Source organism: Kitasatospora sp. NPDC030952 (assembly GCF_055571335.1).
In genome coordinates, this window is the sequence record NZ_JBVIFM010000014.1 from 49,403 (window position 1) to 70,315 (window position 20,913).

Annotated in this window: 15 protein-coding genes, 1 tRNA gene, 1 pseudogene and 1 riboswitch; of the genes and pseudogenes, 13 read left to right on the forward strand and 4 right to left on the reverse strand. The window is 73.8% G+C overall.

Going from position 1 to position 20,913, the window contains the following annotated elements:
* Positions 1-24 precede the first annotated feature (24 nt).
* Entirely contained in the window at positions 25-306 is a 282-nt protein-coding gene (locus ACZ47G_RS23620; protein WP_030059737.1) for an HU family DNA-binding protein, read from the forward strand.
* 70 nt (positions 307-376) lie between these two features.
* Here the strand turns inward: ACZ47G_RS23620 and murA are convergent, their stop codons facing one another.
* Complete coding sequence (gene murA / locus ACZ47G_RS23625; RefSeq protein ID WP_465745657.1) at positions 377-1,717, reverse strand: UDP-N-acetylglucosamine 1-carboxyvinyltransferase; 1,341 nt, start codon at positions 1,715-1,717, stop codon at positions 377-379.
* Between the two features lie 299 nt (positions 1,718-2,016).
* Between murA and ACZ47G_RS23630 the strand changes: the two genes are divergently transcribed.
* The 6 genes and pseudogenes from ACZ47G_RS23630 (at position 2,017) to ACZ47G_RS23655 (ending at position 9,539) form a co-directional block, all read left to right on the forward strand.
* Positions 2,017-2,610, forward strand: a complete 594-nt coding sequence (locus tag ACZ47G_RS23630; RefSeq protein ID WP_465745659.1) for a YqgE/AlgH family protein — start codon at positions 2,017-2,019, stop codon at positions 2,608-2,610.
* A 74-nt stretch (positions 2,611-2,684) separates the two neighbouring features.
* Positions 2,685-2,969, forward strand: coding sequence for a DUF3039 domain-containing protein (locus ACZ47G_RS23635; protein ID WP_465745661.1), 285 nt, complete (start codon positions 2,685-2,687; stop codon positions 2,967-2,969).
* 91 nt (positions 2,970-3,060) lie between these two features.
* Positions 3,061-4,830: a beta-N-acetylhexosaminidase gene (locus tag ACZ47G_RS23640; protein ID WP_465745663.1), complete on the forward strand. Its 1,770-nt coding sequence runs from the start codon at positions 3,061-3,063 to the stop codon at positions 4,828-4,830.
* Between the two features lie 319 nt (positions 4,831-5,149).
* Complete coding sequence (locus ACZ47G_RS23645; protein WP_380453752.1) at positions 5,150-6,016, forward strand: FAD binding domain-containing protein; 867 nt, start codon at positions 5,150-5,152, stop codon at positions 6,014-6,016.
* 71 nt (positions 6,017-6,087) lie between these two features.
* Positions 6,088-6,544 (forward strand): annotated as a pseudogene (locus tag ACZ47G_RS23650) ((2Fe-2S)-binding protein); the annotation flags it as partial.
* Positions 6,545-7,208: 664 nt separating this feature from the next.
* Positions 7,209-9,539 (forward strand): xanthine dehydrogenase family protein molybdopterin-binding subunit, encoded by a 2,331-nt coding sequence (locus ACZ47G_RS23655; RefSeq protein WP_380453691.1) that lies wholly within the window; start codon positions 7,209-7,211, stop codon positions 9,537-9,539.
* Between the two features lie 90 nt (positions 9,540-9,629).
* Here ACZ47G_RS23655 and ACZ47G_RS23660 read toward each other — a convergent pair.
* Positions 9,630-9,701, reverse strand: a tRNA-Cys gene (locus tag ACZ47G_RS23660).
* 83 nt (positions 9,702-9,784) lie between these two features.
* Positions 9,785-9,850, forward strand: a riboswitch (guanidine-III (ykkC-III) riboswitch).
* A 44-nt stretch (positions 9,851-9,894) separates the two neighbouring features.
* Here ACZ47G_RS23660 and ACZ47G_RS23665 point away from each other — a divergent pair.
* On the forward strand, positions 9,895-10,209 hold the full coding sequence (locus tag ACZ47G_RS23665; protein ID WP_380453693.1) for a DMT family transporter: 315 nt from the start codon (positions 9,895-9,897) through the stop codon (positions 10,207-10,209).
* Between the two features lie 94 nt (positions 10,210-10,303).
* The gene (locus ACZ47G_RS23670; RefSeq protein ID WP_465745666.1) at positions 10,304-11,749 is read left to right on the forward strand and encodes an MFS transporter; all 1,446 of its coding nucleotides are present in this window, start codon (positions 10,304-10,306) and stop codon (positions 11,747-11,749) included.
* A 3-nt stretch (positions 11,750-11,752) separates the two neighbouring features.
* On the opposite strand, the gene ACZ47G_RS23675 is transcribed toward ACZ47G_RS23670, so the two are convergent.
* Positions 11,753-13,060 carry a hypothetical protein gene (locus ACZ47G_RS23675; RefSeq protein WP_465745668.1) on the reverse strand — a complete coding sequence of 436 codons (1,308 nt, stop codon included), beginning with the start codon at positions 13,058-13,060 and terminating at the stop codon, positions 11,753-11,755.
* 448 nt (positions 13,061-13,508) lie between these two features.
* On the opposite strand from ACZ47G_RS23675, the gene ACZ47G_RS23680 reads away from it, so the two are divergent.
* The 3 genes from ACZ47G_RS23680 to ACZ47G_RS23690 are packed head-to-tail and all read left to right on the forward strand — an operon-like array spanning position 13,509 to position 18,009.
* On the forward strand, positions 13,509-14,150 hold the full coding sequence (locus ACZ47G_RS23680) for a class F sortase (protein ID WP_465745670.1): 642 nt from the start codon (positions 13,509-13,511) through the stop codon (positions 14,148-14,150).
* Entirely contained in the window at positions 14,147-15,463 is a 1,317-nt protein-coding gene (locus ACZ47G_RS23685) for an alpha/beta hydrolase (protein WP_465745672.1), read from the forward strand. The genes ACZ47G_RS23680 and ACZ47G_RS23685 overlap by 4 nt, the downstream gene beginning before the upstream one ends.
* On the forward strand, positions 15,460-18,009 hold the full coding sequence (locus ACZ47G_RS23690; protein WP_465745674.1) for a rhomboid family intramembrane serine protease: 2,550 nt from the start codon (positions 15,460-15,462) through the stop codon (positions 18,007-18,009). The genes ACZ47G_RS23685 and ACZ47G_RS23690 overlap by 4 nt, the downstream gene beginning before the upstream one ends.
* 113 nt (positions 18,010-18,122) lie before the next feature.
* Here the strand turns inward: ACZ47G_RS23690 and ACZ47G_RS23695 are convergent, their stop codons facing one another.
* Complete coding sequence (locus tag ACZ47G_RS23695) at positions 18,123-18,551, reverse strand: SsgA family sporulation/cell division regulator (protein WP_465745676.1); 429 nt, start codon at positions 18,549-18,551, stop codon at positions 18,123-18,125.
* Between the two features lie 304 nt (positions 18,552-18,855).
* Here ACZ47G_RS23695 and ACZ47G_RS23700 point away from each other — a divergent pair, with 304 nt between their 5' ends.
* Positions 18,856-20,688, forward strand: a complete 1,833-nt coding sequence (locus tag ACZ47G_RS23700) for a DEAD/DEAH box helicase (protein WP_465745937.1) — start codon at positions 18,856-18,858, stop codon at positions 20,686-20,688.
* Positions 20,689-20,913 lie beyond the last annotated feature (225 nt).

Below are 20,913 nucleotides of genomic sequence, written 5' to 3' on the forward strand. Positions count from 1 at the left end.
AGCGAACAGACCACAGGAGTACACATGAACCGCAGTGAGCTGGTGGCCGCGCTGTCCGAGCGCGCCGAGGTGACCCGCAAGGACGCCGACGCCGTTCTGGCCGCCTTCGCCGAGATCGTCGGCGAGGTCGTCGCCAAGGGCGACGAGAAGGTCACCATCCCCGGTTTCCTGACCTTCGAGCGCACCCACCGCGCTGCCCGCACCGCCCGCAACCCGCAGACCGGCGAGCCGATCCAGATCGCGGCCGGCTACAGCGCCAAGGTGAGCGCCGGCTCCAAGCTGAAGGAAGCCGCCAAGGGCGCCTGAGTCACCCCTTGAACGCCCGAGAGGCCGGGCTCCCCGCGGGGAGCCCGGCCTCTCGCCGTGTGCGCGGTCGTTACGCGTCGACCAGCTGCTCGCTGGGCAGCTCGACGTGGGCGCCGAGGTCCCGCAGCTTCTCCATGAAGTTCTCGTAGCCGCGGTTGATCAGGTCGATGCCGTGCACGGTCGAGGTGCCCTCGGCCGCCAGCGCCGCGATCAGGTACGAGAAGCCGCCGCGCAGGTCCGGGATGACCAGCTCGGCGCCCATCAGCTTGGACGGGCCGGAGACGACCGCGGAGTGCAGGAAGTTGCGCGCCCCGAAGCGGCACGGGGTCCCGCCCAGGCACTCGCGGTAGAGCTGGATGTGCGCACCCATCTGGTTGAGCGCGCCGGTGAAGCCCAGCCGCGACTCGTACACCGTCTCGTGCACGATGGACAGCCCGGTGGCCTGGGTCAGCGCGACCACCAGCGGCTGCTGCCAGTCGGTCTGGAAGCCCGGGTGGACGTCCGTCTCCAGGGCGATCGCCTTGAGCTCGCCGCCCGGGTGCCAGAAGCGGATGCCCTCGTCCTCCACCTCGAAGGTGCCACCGACCTTCCGGAAGGTGTTGAGGAAGGTCATCATCTCCAGCTGGCGGGCGCCGCGGACGTAGATGTCGCCCTTGGTGGCGAGCGCCGCGCAGGCCCAGGAGGCGGCCTCCAGGCGGTCCGGCAGGGCGCGGTGGGTGTAGCCGTTCAGCTCGTCCACACCGGTGATCAGGATGGTGCGGTCGGTGCCCAGGGTGATGATCGCGCCCATCTTCTGCAGCACGCAGATCAGGTCGACGATCTCCGGCTCGATGGCCGCGTTGCGCAGCTCGGTGACGCCCTCGGCGAGGACGGCGGTGAGCAGCACCTGCTCGGTCGCGCCGACCGAGGGGTAGGGCAGCTCGATCTTGGTGCCGCGCAGCCGCTGCGGGGCGACCAGGTAGGTGCCCTGCGGGTGCTTCTCGATGGTGGCGCCGAACTGGCGCAGCACCTCGAAGTGGAAGTCGACCGGGCGGCCGCCGATGTCGCAGCCGCCCAGGCCCGGGATGAAGGCGTGGCCGAGGCGGTGCAGCAGCGGGCCGCAGAACAGGATCGGGATCCGCGAGGAGCCGGCGTGGGCGTCGATGTCGGCGACGTTGGCGCTCTCGACGTGCGAGGGGTCGAGGATCAGCTCGCCGTCCTCGTCGCCGGTGCGCACGGTCACGCCGTGCAGCTGCAGCAGGCCGCGGACCACCTTGACGTCGCGGATGTCCGGGACGTTGCGCAGTCTGCTGGGGCCCTGGCCGAGGAGGGCGGCGACCATGGCCTTGGGGACCAGGTTCTTCGCTCCGCGGACACGGATCTCGCCTTCGAGCGGGTTTCCGCCGTGGACCAGCAGGACGTCGTCGGTCATCGTTCTCGCAATCCGGGGTGCCAGAGGAATGGGAACGGCTCCGGTACGGAGCCGCAGGTGGACCGGTGGTACGGGCGTACGGGCGCGTTCGGGCCCCCGGAGAATCCGAGTCGGCACCGTAGAGGGGCGTCCACCATCCGTAGATGGTAGTGGGCGTGCCGATGGTTCCCGTGAGCCTCTCCCGTGATGGTGCTCTCTCCGGCCGCGCTCCCGCCCGCCGGTACGGCCGTACGGGTGTTCCTCCGGCGTGGCGGGGTTTCGGGTGTTGCGGTGTCCGACCGGTGCCGTTCTGCGGGATCATGTGTGGCATGACGGCGGCCCAATCGCACGGAGGCCGGTCCCACACCGGCCGTCTGCTCGTCGCGACGCCCATGCTCACCGACCCGAACTTCGCCCGGGCGGTGGTGCTGCTCCTCGACCACGACGTCGAGGGGGCGCTCGGCGTGGTGCTCAACCGGCCCACGCCGGTCGAGGTGGGCAGTGTGCTGGACGGCTGGGGCAGACTCGTCGGGCAGCCCGCGGTGGTGTTCCAGGGCGGGCCGGTGGCGCTGGACTCGGCGCTCGGTCTGGCGGTCGCGCCGGGGGAGCCGGGCATCGGCGAGCCGCTCGGCTGGCGGCGGGTGCACGGCGCGATCGGCCTGGTGGACCTGGAGGCGCCGCCCGAGGTGCTGGCCGGGGAGCTGGGCAGTCTGCGGATCTTCGCCGGGTACGCCGGCTGGTCGCCGGGCCAGCTGGAGGCCGAGCTGGAGAGCGGCGCCTGGTACCTGGTGGAGTGCGAGCCCGGGGACGTCTCCAGCCCCGAGCCGGAACGGCTGTGGCGCTCGGTGCTGCGCCGCCAGCGCGGCCCGCTGGCCCTGCTGGCGACCTACCCGGACGACCCGACGATGAACTGAGCCGCCGCCCGCGGACCCGGGGTCGCCGCGCGACACTGGCCCGGTTTCCGGGGGCGCCCATAGACTTGGCACCTATGAGCACTCTTGAGCCCGAGCGCGGCCTCGGCACCGGCACCCTGGTCGAGCCCGTCCCCCAGGTGTCCCACGGGGACGGCGACCACGAGCGCTTCGCGCACTACGTCCAGAAGGACAAGATCATGGAGAGCGCGCTCTCCGGGTCCCCGGTCGTGGCGCTGTGCGGCAAGGTGTGGGTGCCCGGTCGCGACCCGAAGAAGTACCCGGTCTGCCCGATGTGCAAGGAGATCTACGACGGCATCGGCAAGCCGCAGGGCGGCGACGGGGACAAGGGCGACAAGTAGTCCGCTGGCGTCCTCGGAACGCCGTTTTGCATAGCACCGCGTTTCCGAGGTGGTCTATGCCAATCGTTCCGGGTCTGGGCAGGATGTCGGAATGGACCTCATTCCCGCACCTTCGAGTGCCGTCCGGCGCCCGGACGAGGACTTCCCGCTCGACGCCACCACCACGCTGACCGCGCCGCCCGGGCTGGCCGACGCCGAGCGCTGGCTGCGCGGCACGCTGTCCGCCGCCACCGGGCTGCCGCTCGCCCCGGGCCGCCCGGGCGCGGGCATCGAGCTGGTCCTGGACGACACCCTGGCCGCCGAGGCGTACCGGATCACGGTGCGCCCCGGCCACGCCCTGCTCGCCGCGGGCGGCCCGGCCGGCGCGCTGTGGGCGGCCCAGACCCTGCGGCAGCTGCTGGGGCCCGACGCGTACCGCCGCTCCCCGCTGCGCCGGGAGGCCTGGGTGCTGCCCGGGGCGGACATCGCCGACGCGCCCCGGTTCGGCTGGCGCGGCGCGCTGCTGGACGTCGCCCGGCACTTCCTGCCCAAGTCCGACGTGCTGCGCTTCGTCGACCTGCTGGCCGCGCACAAGCTCAACGTGCTGCACCTGCACCTGACCGACGACCAGGGCTGGCGGATCGAGATCAAGCGCTACCCGCGGCTGACCGCGCGCGGCGCCTGGCGGGAGCGCTCGATGGTCGGCTACCGGGCCGGGCAGCGCCGGGACGACCGGCCGCACGGCGGCTACTACACCCAGGACGACCTGCGCGAGATCGTCGCCTACGCGGCCGCGCGCGGGATCACCGTCGTCCCGGAGGTCGACCTGCCCGGCCACACCCAGGCCGCCGTCGCCGCCTACCCCGAGCTGGGCAACACCGACGTGGTGGACACCGCCGAGCTCGGCGTCTGGACGGACTGGGGGGTGAGCCACAACGTGCTCAACGCCTCCGAGGAGACCCTGCGGTTCTTCGAGGGGGTGCTGGAGGAGGTCCTGGAGCTGTTCCCGTCCGAGTTCGTCCACCTCGGCGGCGACGAGTGCCCCAAGGAGCAGTGGAAGGACAGCGCCGCCGCCCAGGCCCGGATCCGCGAGCTCGGCCTGGCCAACGAGGACGAGCTGCAGAGCCACCTCATCCGGCACTTCGACCGCTGGCTGGCCGAGCGCGGCCGCCGGCTGATCGGCTGGGACGAGATCCTGGAGGGCGGGCTGGCCATCGCCACCACGCCGAAGGGCGCGCCGACGCCGAAAGCGACGAGCGACAAGCGACCGACCGAGGAGGGAGCGCCGGAGGGTGGGCCCCTCCTGCCCGAGGGCGGGCAAGGAGGGCGAGCGTCGGCGTCGGGTACCGAGCGCCCGGAGGCGTGGGGGCGGTCACGTGCGGCGGTCTCGTCCTGGCGGGGCTTCGGCGGCGGGATCGCGGCCGCCAAGGCCGGGCACGACGTGGTGATGTGCCCCGAGCAGCACGTCTACTTCGACCACCGGCAGGCGGACGGGCCCGACGAGCCGATCCCGGTGGGCTTCGTGCGCACGCTGGAGGACGTCTACCGCTTCGAGCCCGTCCCGGAGCAGCTGGACGAGGCCGCCGCCCGGCACGTCATCGGCACCCAGGCCAACCTGTGGACCGAGTTCATGGACAGCGCCCGGGACATCGACTACCGGGCCTTCCCCCGGCTGGTCGCCTTCGCCGAGGTCGCCTGGTCCGAACTGCCCGCCCAGCCGGCCGAGCGGGACTACCCCGGCTTCGAGCGGCGGCTGCGCGCCCACCTGGAGGTGCTGGACGCGCTGGGCGTCGAGTACCGCCCGGTCGACGGGCCGCACCCCTGGCAGCGCCGGCCCGGGGTGGCGGGGCGGCCGATCGAGGGGCCGCCGCCGGTGCGCTGAGGCGGTGCCGCCGGTGTGCTGATGTGTCCGTCGGGAACTTATGGACGGTCATCTGACGTCAAGAAGAGATGAACATCTGCCCCGGGCCTGTTCGGGTCGGGGCAGATACCGCCCGGTATCCGTCCCAAACGGGCAGTCCCGTTCACCGGTCCCGAAATGATCATCGAGCATTGTGTGCCAGAGTTGCCCAACCCGGCCCGATCGCCCGTACCCTACGGCCAGGCCGGGCTGCTGACGCGGACAGTGCGGCCACGGCCGCGGGCGGCAGACGATCGATGAGCAAGTGGAGCACGGTGGGACCCAGGTGAACCGGACGATCATGCTGCCGGCCTCGCTCGACGAGGCCGTCGACGCGCTGGCCGCCGCCCCGGCCGCGGTACCGGTGGCCGGAGCCACCGACCTCATGGAAGCCGTCAACGCCGGACGGCTGCGCCCCGCCGCCCTGATCGGCCTCGGCCGGATCACCGAACTGCGCGGCTGGCGCTACGAGGACGGCGGCACCGCGGTGCTCGGCGCCGGACTCACCCACGCCCGGATGGACCGCCCCGACTTCGCCGCGCTCATCCCCGCCCTCGCCGACGCCGCCCGCACCGCCGGCCCGCCGCAGGTCCGCAACGTCGGCACCCTCGGCGGCAACATCGTCACCGCCGCCCCGGCCGGCGACACCCTCCCGGTGCTCGCCGCCCTGGAGGCCAGCGTCACCCTCGCCCGGGCCGGCGGCAGCCGCGAGGTGCCGGTCAGTCACCTGCTCACCGGCCTCGACCCGGTGCGCCCCGGCGAACTGCTCACCTGGGTGCGCGTCCCGCTGCTGCACGCGCCGCAGGTCTTCCTCAAGGCCACCGGCCGCAGTGGCCCGGCCCGCGCCACCGCCTCCGTCGCGCTCGTCCTCGACCCGGCCCGGCGCGCCGTGCGCTGCGCCGTCGGGGCCGTCGCCCCCGTCCCGCTGCGCCCGCTGGAGGCCGAGGCCTGGGTGGCCGGCTGCATCGACTGGGACGGCAGCCGGGAGATCGACCCGGCCGCGGGCGCCGCCTTCGGCGAGTACGTGGCCGCCGCCTGCGTCCCCGACAACTACGGCGCCGAGGGCGCCTGGGAGGCCGTGACCGAGGGGCCGACCGCGGCCGCCGTTCGGCTGCGGCGTACCGTATCGGTGCTGGCCCGACGGGCACTGGGAAGGGCGCTGAAGTGACCACAGACCCCATCGAGACCCTCGAAGCCGACCCGCTCGGCCCCACCCCGCAGGTCAGCCGGGAGCTGCGCCCGTGCGCCTCCTACACGCTGCGGGTCAACGGTTTCGAACGGCCCGTCACCGACGCCTGGATCGGCGAGAGCCTGCTCTACGTGCTGCGCGAGCGGCTCGGCCTGGCCGGCGCCAAGGACGGCTGCGAGCAGGGCGAGTGCGGCGCCTGCTCGGTGCAGGTCGACGGCCAGCTGGTGGCCGGCTGCCTGGTGCCCGCCGCGCTGGCCGCCGACAGCGAGATCAACACCGTCGAGGGCCTGTCCGCGGCCGGCGGCGCGAGCGACGTCCAGCAGGCGCTGGCCACCTCCGGCGCCGTGCAGTGCGGCTACTGCACCCCCGGCATGGCGATGGCCGTGCACGACCTGCTCCAGCGCAACCACCGGCCCACCGAGGTCGAGGCCCGGCAGGCGCTGTGCGGCAACCTCTGCCGCTGCACCGGCTACCGCGGCGTGCTGGCCGCCGTCCAGACCGTCGCGGACGCCCGCGCGCTGGAGGCCGAGGAGGCGGAGGAGGCCGCCGCGGCCGCCGCCGAGGAGGCCACCGGGGCTTCCCGGACCGCCGAGGCCTCCCCGGCCGGGCAGCAGCCCGCCGTCGAGCCGGAGGCGGCCGTCGAGCCGCCGGTCTACTCCGACGAGGCCTGGATCGAGCACGTCCCCCAGCCGCCCGTCGAGGCCGCCGCCGAACCCGTCCGGGCCCCCGCCCCGGCTCCGGCCCCCGCCGAGCAGCCGTACGGCGACGGCGGCTACGACACCGGCGTGTACGACACCTCCGCCCTGACCGCGATGCAGCCCGGCATCCCCGCCCAGGCCACCGGCGACCAGGTGTACTACCCGCCGCAGGGCTACCCCGAGCAGCCGTACCAGGCCACCCCGGCGCACGGCACCTACGTGCCGGCGGGCTACCCGGACGGCCACCAGCAGCACCACGGCTACGACACCGGCTACGACGCCCCGGTCTACGAGCCCACCCCCGCGCACGGCACCCCGCTGCCCGGCGCCGTCCACGACGGCACGCCCCCGCACGGCACCCCGTACGCGGACCCGCACGGCGCCCCGGTCGAGGCCGGGATGCCGGCCACCGGCGTCCCGTACGGCGCCACCCCCGCCCACGGCATCCGGCTCCCCGAGGACGACCACGCATCATGACGTCGCCTACCGACATCGGCGCAGCACTCCAGCAGGACGGCGGCGAGGGCGGCGCCGCACCGGAGCCCTTCGGCCTGGGCACCTCCCCGCTGCGCAGCGACGCGCTGCCCAAGGCGCTCGGGATCTACCCGTACGCGGCCGACCTGTGGGCCGAGGGGCTGCTGTGGGGCGCGGTGCTGCGCTCGCCGCACCCGCACGCCCGGATCCGCGGCATCGACACCTCGGCCGCGCTCGCCCTGCCCGGGGTGCACGCCGTGGTCACCGCCGCCGACCTGCCGCCCGGCCCGGACGGCCTGCCGGACGGCGCCCCGGCCGGCCCGATCGTCGCCGACCGCCCGGTGCTGGCCGCCGGCGTGGTGCGCCACCACGGCGAGCCGATCGCCGCGGTCGCCGCCGACCACCCGGACACCGCCCGGCTGGCGGTCGGTCTGATCGCGGTCGACTACGAGCCGCTGGAGGCGGTCACCGACCCCGAGCAGGCCTTCACCGCGCCGGCGCTGCACCCGGACGGCAACCTGTTCCGCCACCTGCCGCTGCGCACCGGGGACCCGGACGCGGTCGGCGAGATCGTCGTCGAGGGCCTCTACCAGGTCGGCCGGCAGGACCCGGCCCCGCTCGGCGCCGAGGCCGGGCTGGCCGTGCCGCGCCCGGACGGCGGCGTGGAGCTGCACCTGTCCTCCACCGACCCGCACGGCGACCGCGACCGCACCGCCGCCTGCCTGGGCCTGGAGCCCGACCGGGTCCGACTGGTCGTCACCGGCGTGCCCGGCGCCACCACCGACCGCGAGGACATCTCCTTCCAGGTCACCCTGGCGCTGCTGGCGCTGCGCACCGGCCGCCCGGTGAAGATGACCCTCACCCGCGAGGAGTCCTTCCACACCCACACCTCGCGCCACCCCGCGCTGCTGCGCTACCGCCACCACGCCGACGCCGAGGGCACCCTGGTGAAGGTGGAGGCGCAGATCCTGCTGGACGGCGGCGCCTACGCGGACGTCTCCGCCGAGGCGCTGGCCGCCGCGACGGCCTTCTCGGTCGGCCCGTACGTCTGCCCCAACGTGTTCGTGGACGCCTGGGCGGTGCGCACCAACAACCCGCCGGCCGGGCGGATGCGCGGCGAGGGCGCGCTGCAGGCCTGCTTCGCGTACGAGTCCCAGCTGGACCAGCTGGCCGCCCGGGTGGGCGTGGACCCGGTGGAGATCCGCCGCCGCAACGCGATGTCCACCGGCGACCCGCTGCCCACCGGACAGGCCGTCACCTGCCCCGCGCCGGTGAAGGCGCTGCTGGACGCGGTGGCGGCCGAGCCGCTGCCGGCCCTGCCGGTGGACGACCCGGACGCCGAGTGGCTGCTGCCCGGCGGGCCCGGCGGCGCCGGGGACCCGGCGGCGGTGCGCCGCGGCATCGGCTACGCCGTCGGCATGGTGCACATGCTGGGCGCCGAGGGCGAGGACGAGGTCTCCACCGCCACCGTGCGGGTCAGCGGCGACCACGCCACGGTGATCTGCGCGGCCGTCGACGCCGGGCAGGGCTTCGCCACGCTGGCCCGGCAGATCGTGCAGAGCGTGCTGGGCGTCAGCGAGGTCTACATCGCGCCGGCCGACAGCGACCAGTCGATCGCCGGGCCGTCCGCGCGGGGCCGGCACACCTGGGTCTCCGGCGGGGCGGTCGAGCGGGCCGCGCTGATGGTCCGCCACCAGCTGCTGCAGCCGATCGCGGCCAACTTCGGGATGTCGGTGGAGCTGCTGCAGATCGCCGACGGCAAGATCACCTCCTACGACGGGGTGCTCGGGATGCCGGTCGCCGAGGCGCTGGAGGGCAAGGAGCTCTGGGCCACCGCCCAGTGCCGCCCGCACCCGACCGAGCCGCTGGACGAGTCCGGGCAGGGCGACGCCTTCGTCTCCATCTCCTTCTGCGCGATGCGCGCGGTGGTGGACGTGGACATCGAGCTGGGGGCCGTCCGGGTGGTCGAGATGACCGTCGCCCAGGACGTCGGCCGGGCGCTGAACCCGCGCCAGATCGAGGACCGGATCGAGGCGGGCGTGGCCCAGGGCGTGGGCCTGGCGCTGCTGGAGGACCTGCGCACGGAGGGTGGGGTGCTCGGCAACCCCTCGCTCACCGGCTACCGGCTGCCGACCTCGCTGGACACCCCGGAGGTGCGGATCGCCGCGCTGCTGGAGGAGCGGGACGTGGTCGCCACCTTCGGCGCCAAGGCCGTCAGCGCGGTGCCCGCGGTGGTCGCCCCCTCGGCCGTCGCCGCCGCCGTCCGGGCCGCCACCGGCCTGCCGGTCGGCCGGCTGCCGATCCGGCCGGAGGACGCCGTCACCGCCTGAGCGGGACCGGCCGGAAAGCGGAATGCCGGAATGCTGGAATGCCGAATTGCCGGTCGACTTCTCGGAGTCGACCGGCAATTCCCATTTCCGAGGCCGTGGCGGGAATTGAACCCGCGTACACCGCTTTGCAGACGGTTCCCTGAGCCACTCGGGCACACGGCCAGTGAATTCAGAATGGCCGATCGCCGGAACGGGGTCAACGAACTTCTGTAAATTCTGTGCGGCAATGTGTGCTACCGTCGGAAGCGGTGGCTGTTTTCCCGCCACCCCGGACGAGAGCGTCGTACCCGGTGACGACAAGACGACGCAGTTCAGCGGTAATCCGACCGCTGTGGACTGCGGAGGTACGGCCGTCATGGCTTGGCTCGTTCTGATCGTCTCGGGTCTCCTGGAGACCGTCTGGGCAGTGGCCCTGGAATCGTCCAAGGGTTTCTCCCGCCCCGTTCCCAGCCTCGTCTTCGGCGTCGCGCTGCTGTTCAGCATGGGCGGGCTGGCGTACGCGATGCGCACCATCCCGATCGGGACCGGCTACGCGGTCTGGGTCGGCATCGGCGCGGTCGGCACCGCGCTCTACGGCATGGCCGTCCTGGGGGACGCGGTGACCATGGCCCGGATCGGCTGCCTGCTGCTGATCGTCTCCGGCGTGGTGGGGCTCAAGGTGCTGCACTGACACCCGGGGGCAGCTGGTCCTAGGGCCTACGACGGATCCGGTCAGGGACCGCGGTCAGGAGTCACCGAGGCGGACGGCTCTTACGATGTTACGTATGACCACTGCCTCCCCCACCTCGGTCGACTCCCCCTCGATACCCTCCGGCTCAGGAACCGACCCCGGCGGGGGAGTCATGAGCGGCCGCTACCGCGCCCTGACGCTCGGGATCGTGTCGGTGGTCCTGGTGATCGCCTTCGAGGCGACCGCCGTCAACACCGCGATGCCGACCGCGGCCCGGCAGCTGAACGGCCTCGGGCTGTACGCCTTCGCCTTCTCCGGCTACTTCACCACCACGCTGTTCGCCCTGGTCGTCTCCGGCCAGTGGTGCGACCGGCGCGGCCCGCTGCAGCCGCTGTTCACCGGCATCGCGGTGTTCGGCGTCGGCCTGGTGGTGGCCGGGACGGCGCCCGGCATGTGGGTGTTCGTGGCCGGGCGGGCGATCCAGGGGCTGGGCGGCGGGCTGGTGATCGTCGCGCTGTACGTGGTGGTCGGCCGGGCCTACCCGGAGCGGCTGCGGCCGGCCGTGTTCGCCGCCTTCTCCTCGGCCTGGGTGCTGCCCTCCATCGTCGGACCGCTGGTGTCCGGGGCGGTCACCCAGCACCTCGGCTGGCGCTGGGTCTTCCTCGCGGTGCCGGTGCTGATCCTGCTGCCGCTGGCGGTGATGGGGCCGGCGCTGGCCCGCTCCGAGCGGGAGCACCCGGTGCCCAGGGGCGCCGAGTTCGACCGCCGCCGCACCCTGCTGGCGGCCATGGCGGCGGTCGGGGCCGGCCTGCTGCAGTACGCCGGCCAGCGGCGCGACCTGGTCGGGCTGCTCCCCGGGATCGCCGGGGCGGCGCTGCTGGTGCCGGCCGTGCTGGGGCTGCTGCCGAAGCGGACCCTGCGGGCCGGGCGCGGACTGCCGACGGTGATCCTGCTGCGCGGGCTGGCGGCCGGGGCGTTCCTCGGCGCGGAGGCCTTCGTCCCGCTGATGATGACCACCCAGCGGGACCTTTCGCCGACCCTCTCCGGGCTCACCCTGACCAGCGGCGGGCTCACCTGGGCGCTGGGCTCCTGGCTGCAGGGCCGGCCCGGGGCCGAGCGCTACCGCGGGGCGATGATCCGGGGCGGCTTCGTGCTGACCGCGGTGGCGATCGCGGGCGCCGCGCTGGTGCTGGTCCCGGCGGTGCCGGCCTGGACGGCGTCGGTGGCCTGGGGCGTCGGCGGCATCGGAATGGGGCTGACGGTCGCGAGCGTCAGCGTGCTGATGATGAAGCTCTCCGCGCCGGAGGACGCCGGGGCCAACTCGGCCGCGCTGCAGATGAGCGACGCGCTGGGCAACGTGCTGCTGACCGGCCTGGCGGGGGTGCTGTTCGCGGCGCTGGGCGGCGGCTCGTTGGCCGCCGCCCACGAGGGCGCCGGGGCCGACGGCTCGCCCGGCGCCTTCGCGGTGATCCTGCTGGTGATGGCCGCGGTGGCGGCGCTGGGGGCGCTGCTGTCCGGCCGGATCCGTACCAGGGACTGAAGCTCAGCCGGCCGTGGCGGTGGCGGCGGGGGAGGGGACCGGTGGCGCCGCCGGGGTGCCGAGGAAGCTCTCCCAGCCGCCGGCCGGGGACTGGCCCGGGCCGAGGCCCTGCAGCTTGCGCAGCACCGCCGGGTCCTGGGCGTCCAGCCAGTCCACCAGTTGGCGGAAGGAGACCAGCCGGACCTCCGGCTTGCCCGCGATCGACTTGAGCACGTCCTCGACGGCGTTCATGTAGATGCCGCCGTTCCACTCCTCGAAGTGGTTGCCGATGATGTACGGCGCCCGGTTGCTGTTGTAGGTGCGGTCGAAGCCCATCAGGTAGGAGTCCCGGGCCTGGGCCTGGAAGCCCGGGTAGAGCGCCGGATCGGCCTTGGTGTTGGAGCCGCACTGGTTGAACATGATGTTGTAGTCCATCGACAGCACCTGGAAGGTGTGCCCGGGGAACGGGATGGCCTGCAGCGGGAGGTCCCACAGCGCGCCGCCCTGGATCTTCTGCGGCCACACCTGGGTGCCGTTGCCGCTGCTGTCGTAGCGCCAGCCGCGCTTGACGGCGGTGGGCAGCAGGTTGCGCTGGCCCTCCAGGCAGGGGGTGCGGCTGCCGATCAGCTCCTTGCGGTAGTCGAAGGGCAGGGCGGGCAGGTCGGTGAAGCCGGTGTTGGTGCGCCACTTCGTCACGAAGTCCATCGCCTGCTGGATCTCGCTGTCCCACTCCTCCGGGGACCACGCGCTGACCCCGGTGGAGCCGCAGAAGTGGCCGTTGAAGTGGGTGCCGATCTCGTGGCCCTCCAGCCAGGCGGCGTGCACGTTCTCCAGGGTGTCGTGGATGTGCTGGTCGCTCAGGTAGCCGATCTCGGAGGCGCCGACCTTGTGCTGCGGGGGGCGGTAGAGGTCCTTCTTGGACTCCGGCAGCAGGTACAGGCCGCTGAGGAAGAAGGTCATCGAGGCGTTGTGCTCCTGGGCCAGCCGGCGGAAGCGGGCGAACAGGCCGTTGTCGAGTTCGCCGGCGCCGTCCCAGGAGAAGACCACGAACTGCGGGGGCCGCTGGCCGGGTTGGAGCCGCTCGGTGACGGGCTGGTGGGGCTGGGCGCCGGTGTCCGAGGTGGAGCCGTCGCCGATCAGTACGGCCTGCGGCTTCTGCGGGACCGGGGCCGGGGTGGCGCTCTGCCCGCCCGGCGGGCCGGCCGGGGTGGCGCTCTGCCCGCCGGCCGCGTGTTCCCCGCCGTCGGCCCGGTCGGTGCCGCAGCCGGCCGCCAGGGTCGCGGCGGTGGCCGCTCCGGCGGCCAGCAGGGTTCGGCGGGAGAGCGCGTCCATGGTCACTCCGTTCGTGAGGCGATCGGCAGGCGGCCGGCTCGGGTGCCGGGTGCGCGCGGCGTGCGGAAGTCCGGTCCGACCGGAGGGGGATGTCCGGGCCGACCGGAGGAGGAGGGAGCCCGTGACCGGGTCAGCATGGCATGCGGTCCGGAACGGTCGGAGAGGCGCAGCGGACGGTCGGGATCGATCGCCCGATTGACGCAACCGAACCGGCGGGCCGGAACGTCGATGCTGTTCGACGGGTGGTAGGGCCGCGGCCGCCCGCGCGACAGTGGAATCACGGTCCGTGGTGACACGGGCACCCGGCGCAGGATCGGGGCCGCGATCCCTGCCGATCGGCGGGTGCGGATACGACCGTCGTGGGGACGTGCCATAGGGTCCGATCCGATTGAATGAGTTCCCAGGAAACTCTCAGGAATGGGATCCGGGCCGGCAGGAGGGAGTACCCGTGGCCGACCAGCAGAGCAGGAGCCCCTGGCCGGGCACCCTCGCGGCCGGCGCCGCGCTGGTGCTCGGCGCCTGGCTGCTGCACGACGGCGGCTCGCCCGTGCTGCCGCCCGCGCCGACCGGCCAGGCGCTGTCCGGCTTCGCCCCGGTCTCCGTCGTCCCCCCGCTCGGCCCGTCCGCCCCGACCCGGATCCGCATCCCGGCCGTCCGCCTGGACGCCCCGGTCACCGAGCTGGGCCTGGACCCGGACGGCCACCTCCAGGCCCCGCCCGCGACCGACCGCAACCTCGCGGGCTGGTACCGCGGCGGCGCCACCCCGGGCCAGCGCGGCACCGCCATCCTGGCGGGGCACGTCGACAACCAGGCCGGGCCGGCCGTCTTCTACCACCTGGGGGCGCTCCACCGCGGCGACCGGATCGAGATCGCCCGCGCCGACGGCGCCACCGCCGTCTACCAGCTGTACGCCATCGAAGTGCACGACCGAAAGGACTTCCCGGACGACCGGGTCTACCGCCAGGCCGCCGACGCACAGCTGCGGGTCATCACCTGCGGCGGCGCGTACAGCGAGGAACAGGGCTACGAGGGAAACGTCGTCGCCTACGGATTCCTGGCCGACACCACACCGCCGGGCAAAGCCGCATGACCACGCTCACCCTCGCCACCCGCTGGAACCCGATCGACTGGCCGCTCACCCACGGCCCGATCCCGTACGCCGTGCTCGCCGCGGGCTGGGGGGCGCTGGCCCTGCTGGCGTTCTCCCGGCACGAGCGCTGGCGCGCCCCGCGCATGCTCGGCGCCCTGCTGCTCGGCGGGGTGCTGACCGTCCTGGTGAAGATCGCCGTCGACGACTGGTGGCGCCCCTTCCCGGAGGGCACCCCGGACTTCGTGCTGCGCTGGATCGGCGTCGCGCTGTTCGCCATCGCCCTGCTCTGCTTCCGCGCCCCGCTGCTGACCGTCCGCCGCCGGCTGTTCGCGGTCGGCGGCCTGGTCCTGGTGGTGCTGATGGCCGCCTCGCAGGTCAACCGGGGCTTCGACCAGTACCCGACGGCCCGGGCCATGCTGGCGCCGCAGACCGACGAACTGACCACCGGACGGGCGGCCGCCACCGTCCAGGGCACGCCCGACCGCCCGCTCGCCGAGGTCTGGCACGCGCCGCCCGGCCTGCCGGCCAAGGGCACCCTGTCCACCGTGACCGTCCCCGGTACCAAGTCCGGCTTCTCGCCGCGCCCCGGGTACGTCTACCTGCCGCCCGCCTACCGGGCCAACCCCCGGCCGCTGCTGCCCGTCGTGGTGCTGCTGCCCGGCCAGCCCGGCGCGCCCGAGGACTGGGTGAACTCCGGCGCGGTCCGGGAGACCCTGGACGCCTTCGCCGCCCGGCACCAGGGCCTCGCGCCGATCGTGCTGGTCGCCGACCAGACCGGCGGCAACTTCGCCAACCCGCTCTGCATGGACTCCCAGATCGCCAAGTCGCAGACCTACCTGGCCGACGACATCCCGGACTGGATCCACCACAACCTGCAGACCGCCACCGGCCGCGGTGCCCTCGCCATCGGCGGGCTCTCGCTCGGCGGGACGTGCGCGCTGCAGCTGGCCGTCAACGCGCCCGAGGTGTACGGGACCTTCCTGGACATCTCCGGACAGGAGGAGCCGACCTTGGGCAGCCACCAGGAGACCGTCGCCAAGGCCTTCGGGGGCGACGAGGCGGCCTTCGCCGCCGTCGACCCGGTGCACGTGATGGCCCGCAAGAAGTTCCCCGACACCGCCGGCATGATCGTGGTCGGCGCCGACGACCCGTGGTTCCGGCCGGGCCAGGAGAAGATCCACGCCGCCGCCCAGGAGGCCGGGATGAAGGTCGGCTTCCAGACCATCCCCGGCTGGCACAGCTGGGTGGTGTTCCGGCAGGCCCTGGAGCAGAACCTGCCCTGGCTCTCCCAGCAGATGGGCCTGATCCGGTGACCCGACTGCTCGCGGCCCCGACCGCACCACCGCCGGCCGCCGAGGCCGGGCCGGGCGGCGACCTCGCCCCGGTCACCCGGACGCCGGAACCCGGCCCCCAGCGGATCCGCCGGGCCGCCCGGGCGCTCCGCGACCGGCTGCGCTCGGCGCCGCTGACCCTGGCGATGCTGGCCGGGCTCTGGACGCTCGGCGCGGCCACCGGGAGCCTGTCCGGCGGGCCGTCCGCCCGGCTGCTCGCCCGCGTCGGCGTCGGCCTGGGCACCCTCGGCGAGGGCCGCTGGTGGACGCCGGTCACCTCGCTGTTCTGGTGCTCGGGCATCGGTTCGTACGTCTTCACCAGCCTGCTGCTGCTCCTGGTCGGCCCGGGCGCCGAGCGCCGGCTCGGCCGACTGCGCACCCTCGCGGTGCTGGCCGGCGGGCAGCTGGCCGGCACCCTGCTGGGCACCGCGCTGGTGGCCATCGGCTCCTCGGCCGGGGAGCAGTGGACCGCCTCGGTGGCCGACCAGACCGCGGTCGGGCCCGCCATCGGGCTGTTCGCCCTGGCCGGCGTGCTCGGCTACCGGCTCACCGTGCTCTGGCGCCGCCGGCTGCACCTGCTGGTGCTGCTCGTCCCGCTGGTCATGACGCTGTACGTCGGCCACCTGCAGAGCGTCCAGCGGTGCGCCGCCGCGCTGGTCGGCCTCGGCCTGGGCGCGCTGCTCAGCCGCGGGCGGCCGTACCTGCGCAGCCACCGCTCCTCGCACACCGAGACCCGGGTGCTGGTCGCGCTCTGCCTGGTCGCCGCCGCCTGCGGGCCGCTGATCGCCTCGCTGTACGACAACGCCAGCGGGCCGTTCAACACCTTCTCCGAGCTGTACTTCTCGCACCGGCTCAGCCCGGAGGAGGTGGCCGACTTCTGCGCCGTCTCGGCGCACGACTGCGCCCGGGCGCACGCCGTCGAGCGGATATTCGACACCCCCGGCCGGCTGATGGCCGCGCTGTTCCCGGCGCTGCTGCTGGTGCTCGCCGAGGGGCTGCGCCGGGGCCTGCGGTTCGCCTGGCGGATCAGCGTCGCCACCGAGCTCCTCTGGGCCGTGCTGCTGGCCTGGCTGTACTTCGAGGCCGGGCCGGTCAGCGGGGACGTCGTGCAGTACTTCGTCGAGGCGATGCTGCTGCCGCTGCTGACCACCGCGCTGCTGCTGGCCACCCGGCAGCGGTTCCGGCTGCGGTTGTCCGGCCGGGCGGTGCGCCGACTGGCCGCGGTGGTCGGCGGGGCCGCGCTGGTGGCCTCGGCGGCGTACGTGGGCCTCGGGCGGGTGGTGGCCGGGCAGTTCGAGCCGGGCGCGGGCCTGCGCGGGCTGGTGAACGGGCTGCCGGCCCAGTTCCTGCCGCCCGCGTACAACGACCTGCTGCCGGACTACCCGATAGCGGTCGGCCCGGTGGCGCTGTTCCTGGAGACGTACTGCGGGCTGGCGTTCTGGGCGGTCGCGCTGGTCGCGCTGCTGACGGCGTTCCGGCGGCCGGTGCTGCGCACCGACCCGGCCGCGGTCGCCCGGGCCCGGGCGCTGCTGGCCGAGCACGGCGGCGGGACGCTGTCCTTCATCACCACCTGGGACGGCAACCACTACTGGTTCGACGAGGGGGGCCGCGCGGCCGTCGCCTACCGGGTGGTCGGCACCGTCGCGCTGACCACCGGCGACCCGTTCGGCGCCCCGGAGGACCGGGCCCGGGCGGTGGCCGGCTTCGCCCGGTACTGCGACGCCCGGGGCTGGACGCCGTGCTTCTACAGCGTCTGCGCCGACACCCGGGCGGCGACCGCCCAGCTGGGCTGGCGCTCGGTGCAGGTCGCCGAGGACACCGTGGTGCCGCTGCCCGAGCTGGCCTTCACCGGCCGCAAGTGGCAGGACATCCGCACCGCCCTGAACAAGGCCGGAAAGCAGGGCATCACCGCCGAGTGGTGGGCGTACCACGAGGCGCCGCTCGCGCTGCGCGAGCAGATCCGGGCGATCTCCGAGGAGTGGGTCTCCGAGAAGGGCCTGCCCGAGATGGGCTTCACCCTCGGCGGGCTGGAGGAGCTGGACGACCCGGCGGTGCGGGTGCTGGTCGCGGTGGACCAGGACCGGGTGGTGCACGGGCTGACCAGCTGGATGCCGGTGTACGAGGACGGCGAGCCGGTCGGCTGGACGCTGGACTTCATGCGCCGGCGCTCGGACGGCTTCCGCGGCGTGAACGAGTTCCTGATCGCCTCGGCCGCGCTCGGCTTCAAGGGCGAGGGCGCCCGCTTCCTCTCGCTGTCGGGGGCGCCGCTGGCCCGCGCCCGGCAGGACGAGGAGCCCACCGGGTTGCAGCGGATGCTGGACTGGATGGGCAAGGTGATGGAGCCGGTGTACGGCTTCCGCTCGCTGCTGGCGTTCAAGGCGAAGTTCCAGCCGGAGTACCGGCCGATGTACATGGCCTACCCCGACCCGGCCGCGCTGCCCGGCATCACCAGGGCGATCGGCAAGGCGTACCTGCCGCACCTCACGGCGGCGCAGGGCGTCCGGCTGATGCGCAAGCTGTCCGGCTGATCCCGCGGGCCCCGGAGGCGCGGGGGCGCTTCCGGACGCCCTCCGCGTGGTCGGTGCGGTCGGTGCGGTCGGTGCGGTTCGCGGGGTCCGGGGGGCCTGTGTGGTCAGCGCCGTCAGCCGAGCAGCTGGGCGAGCGCGCGGTCGGCGTCCAGGTACAGGTGCTCCTCGCCCTCCGGGACGACCAGCCGGCTGCGCCACAGGAAGCGCCGCAGGTCGGCGCTGTCGAACCGGAGCAGCGCGGTGCCCTCCGGGGCCCGCAGCTCGACCATGGTGCGCCGGCCGGGCGCGGGCCGGACGTGCACGTCGCCGACGCCGGCCGGCAGCTCCAGGCCGGAGGAGAGCAGCCGGCGGGCGAACACCCAGACGATGGACTCGGCGTCCTGGCCGTCCGCGGCGTCGTCCAGCGAGAACTCGGCGGGGAACGCCATCCGGACCGCGAACGGGTCCTCCGGCAGGTAGGACAGCACCACGCGCAGCCGGGCGGAGCGGTGCGGGGAGAGGATCAGGCGGGCCTGGACGGTCTCTTCGACGACGGAGTGCAAGGGTGGGCCCTTCGTTCGGCGGCCGCCCGACGGCAGGTGGGGTTGGGGCGGCCTCACCCTGGTGAGAGTCCCGTGACCGGTGGGGATTACCCGGTTACGCGAGTGAAACGACGTGACCTGCGTCACATCGATTTCCGGCCGTCCGGGCCCGGCGCGGGGCCCGTCCTGGAGGCCCGAACGGCCCCGGGCCGGTAGGCTGGGCGGGTTGTCCGATCGCCGCCCGACCGCGGGACGGGGCCGCAAAACCGCCCCTGACCTGCGATGATCCCCCTCGGAGACCGTGAGTACTGCCGCCGCCTCCTCGATGCCGCTGTTCTCCGACACACCGGAGCCGCAGGAGCCCGTCCGGGCCGTCGGCCATGCCGCGCCCGCCGCCTCGCACCACCTCTCCCCGGCCTTCCCCGGCCGTGCCCCCTGGGGCACCGCGGGCAAGCTGCGGGCCTGGCAGCAGGGTGCGCTGGACAAGTACATCGAGACCCAGCCGCGCGACTTCCTCGCGGTCGCCACCCCGGGCGCAGGCAAGACCACCTTCGCCCTCACCCTGGCCTCGTACCTGCTGCACAACCACCTGGTGCAGCAGGTGACGGTCGTCGCACCGACCGAGCACCTGAAGAAGCAGTGGGCCGAGGCCGCCGCGCGGATAGGCATCCGGCTGGACCCGGCGTACTCCTCCGGTCCGCTGTCCCGGGACTACCACGGCATCGTGGTCACCTACGCGGGCGTCGGGGTCAACCCGATGCTGCACCGGAACCGGACCGAGGCCCGCAAGACCCTCGTGATCATGGACGAGATCCACCACGCCGGTGACTCCAAGTCCTGGGGCGAGGCCTGCTTCGAGGCCTTCGAGCCGGCCGCCCGCCGGCTCGCGCTGACCGGGACGCCGTTCCGCTCGGACACCAACCCGATCCCGTTCGTCGCCTACGACGCCGGCAGCGACGGCATCCGCAAGTCCATCGCCGACTACACCTACGGCTACGGGCACGCGCTCGCCGACCACGTCGTCCGCCCGGTGATCTTCCTCAGCTACAGCGGCAACATGCGCTGGCGCACCAAGTCCGGCGACGAGCTGGAGGCCCGGCTCGGCGAGCCGATGACCAAGGACCTGATCGCCCAGGCCTGGCGCACCGCGCTGTCCCCGCAGGGCGAGTGGATCCCGTCCGTCCTCCAGGCCGCCGACCGGCGGCTGACCGAGGTCCGCAAGGCCATCCCGGACGCCGGCGGACTGGTGATCGCCACCGACCAGAACGTGGCCCGCGCCTACGCCAAGATGCTGCGCGAGATCAGCGGCGAGAAGGTCACCCTGGTGCTCTCCGACGAGGCCGAGGCCTCCCAGCGGATCTCCGACTACGCGGAGGGCACCTCACGCTGGATGGTCGCGGTCCGCATGGTGTCCGAGGGCGTCGACGTGCCCCGGCTGTGCGTCGGGGTGTACGCCACCTCGATCTCCACCCCGCTGTTCTTCGCCCAGGCCGTCGGCCGCTTCGTGCGTGCCCGCAAGCGCGGCGAGACGGCCTCGGTGTTCCTGCCCACCATCCCGATGCTGCTGGGCTTCGCCAACGAGATGGAGCTCCAGCGCGACCACGTGCTGGACCGGCCGAAGAAGGAGGGCGACGGCCTCTTCGACGAGGAGGACCGGCTGCTCGCCGAGGCCGAGCGGGCCAACGACGGGCCGGACGGCGCGGGCGGCGAGGAGTTCTCCTACGAGGCGCTGGGCTCCGAGGCGGTCTTCGACCGGGTGCTGTACAACGCCATGGAGTTCGGCATGCAGGCCCACCCGGGGAGCGAGGAGGAGGAGGACTACCTCGGCATCCCGGGCCTGCTGGAGCCGGACCAGGTGCAGATGCTGCTGCAGAAGCGCCAGCACCGGCAGATCCAGCGCAGCAAGACCAAGCCCGCCGAGGAGGCCGACCTGCTGGAGCTGCCGGCCGAGCAGCGGCCGGTGGTCACCCACCAGGAGCTCCGGGAGCTGCGCAAGGAGCTGAACGCGCTGGTCGCCGCCTGGCACCACCGCACCAACCAGCCGCACGGCACCGTCCACAACGAGCTGCGCCGCCAGTGCGGCGGGCCGCTGACCGCCCAGGCCACCGCCAACCAGCTGAAGGCGCGGATCGCCAAGATCCGGGAGTGGGCGAAGTAACGGTCCGGCGGGCGGATCCGGGCCGACCGGCCCGGACCCCGCCCGCCCGGGGTGTCCGGACTTCGGACCGGGCTCGAACCGACGCCCGAACCCGCCCGGTGGATTGATGGGTTTCGTCCGGATTTCCCGGCGGCGCCGATGACGATCACGACCGAATTTTGGACAACCACTTCCGCCGCGACATTTCCTTCACTACCTTTCCCCCACGCTCTTCCGCCGGGCAAC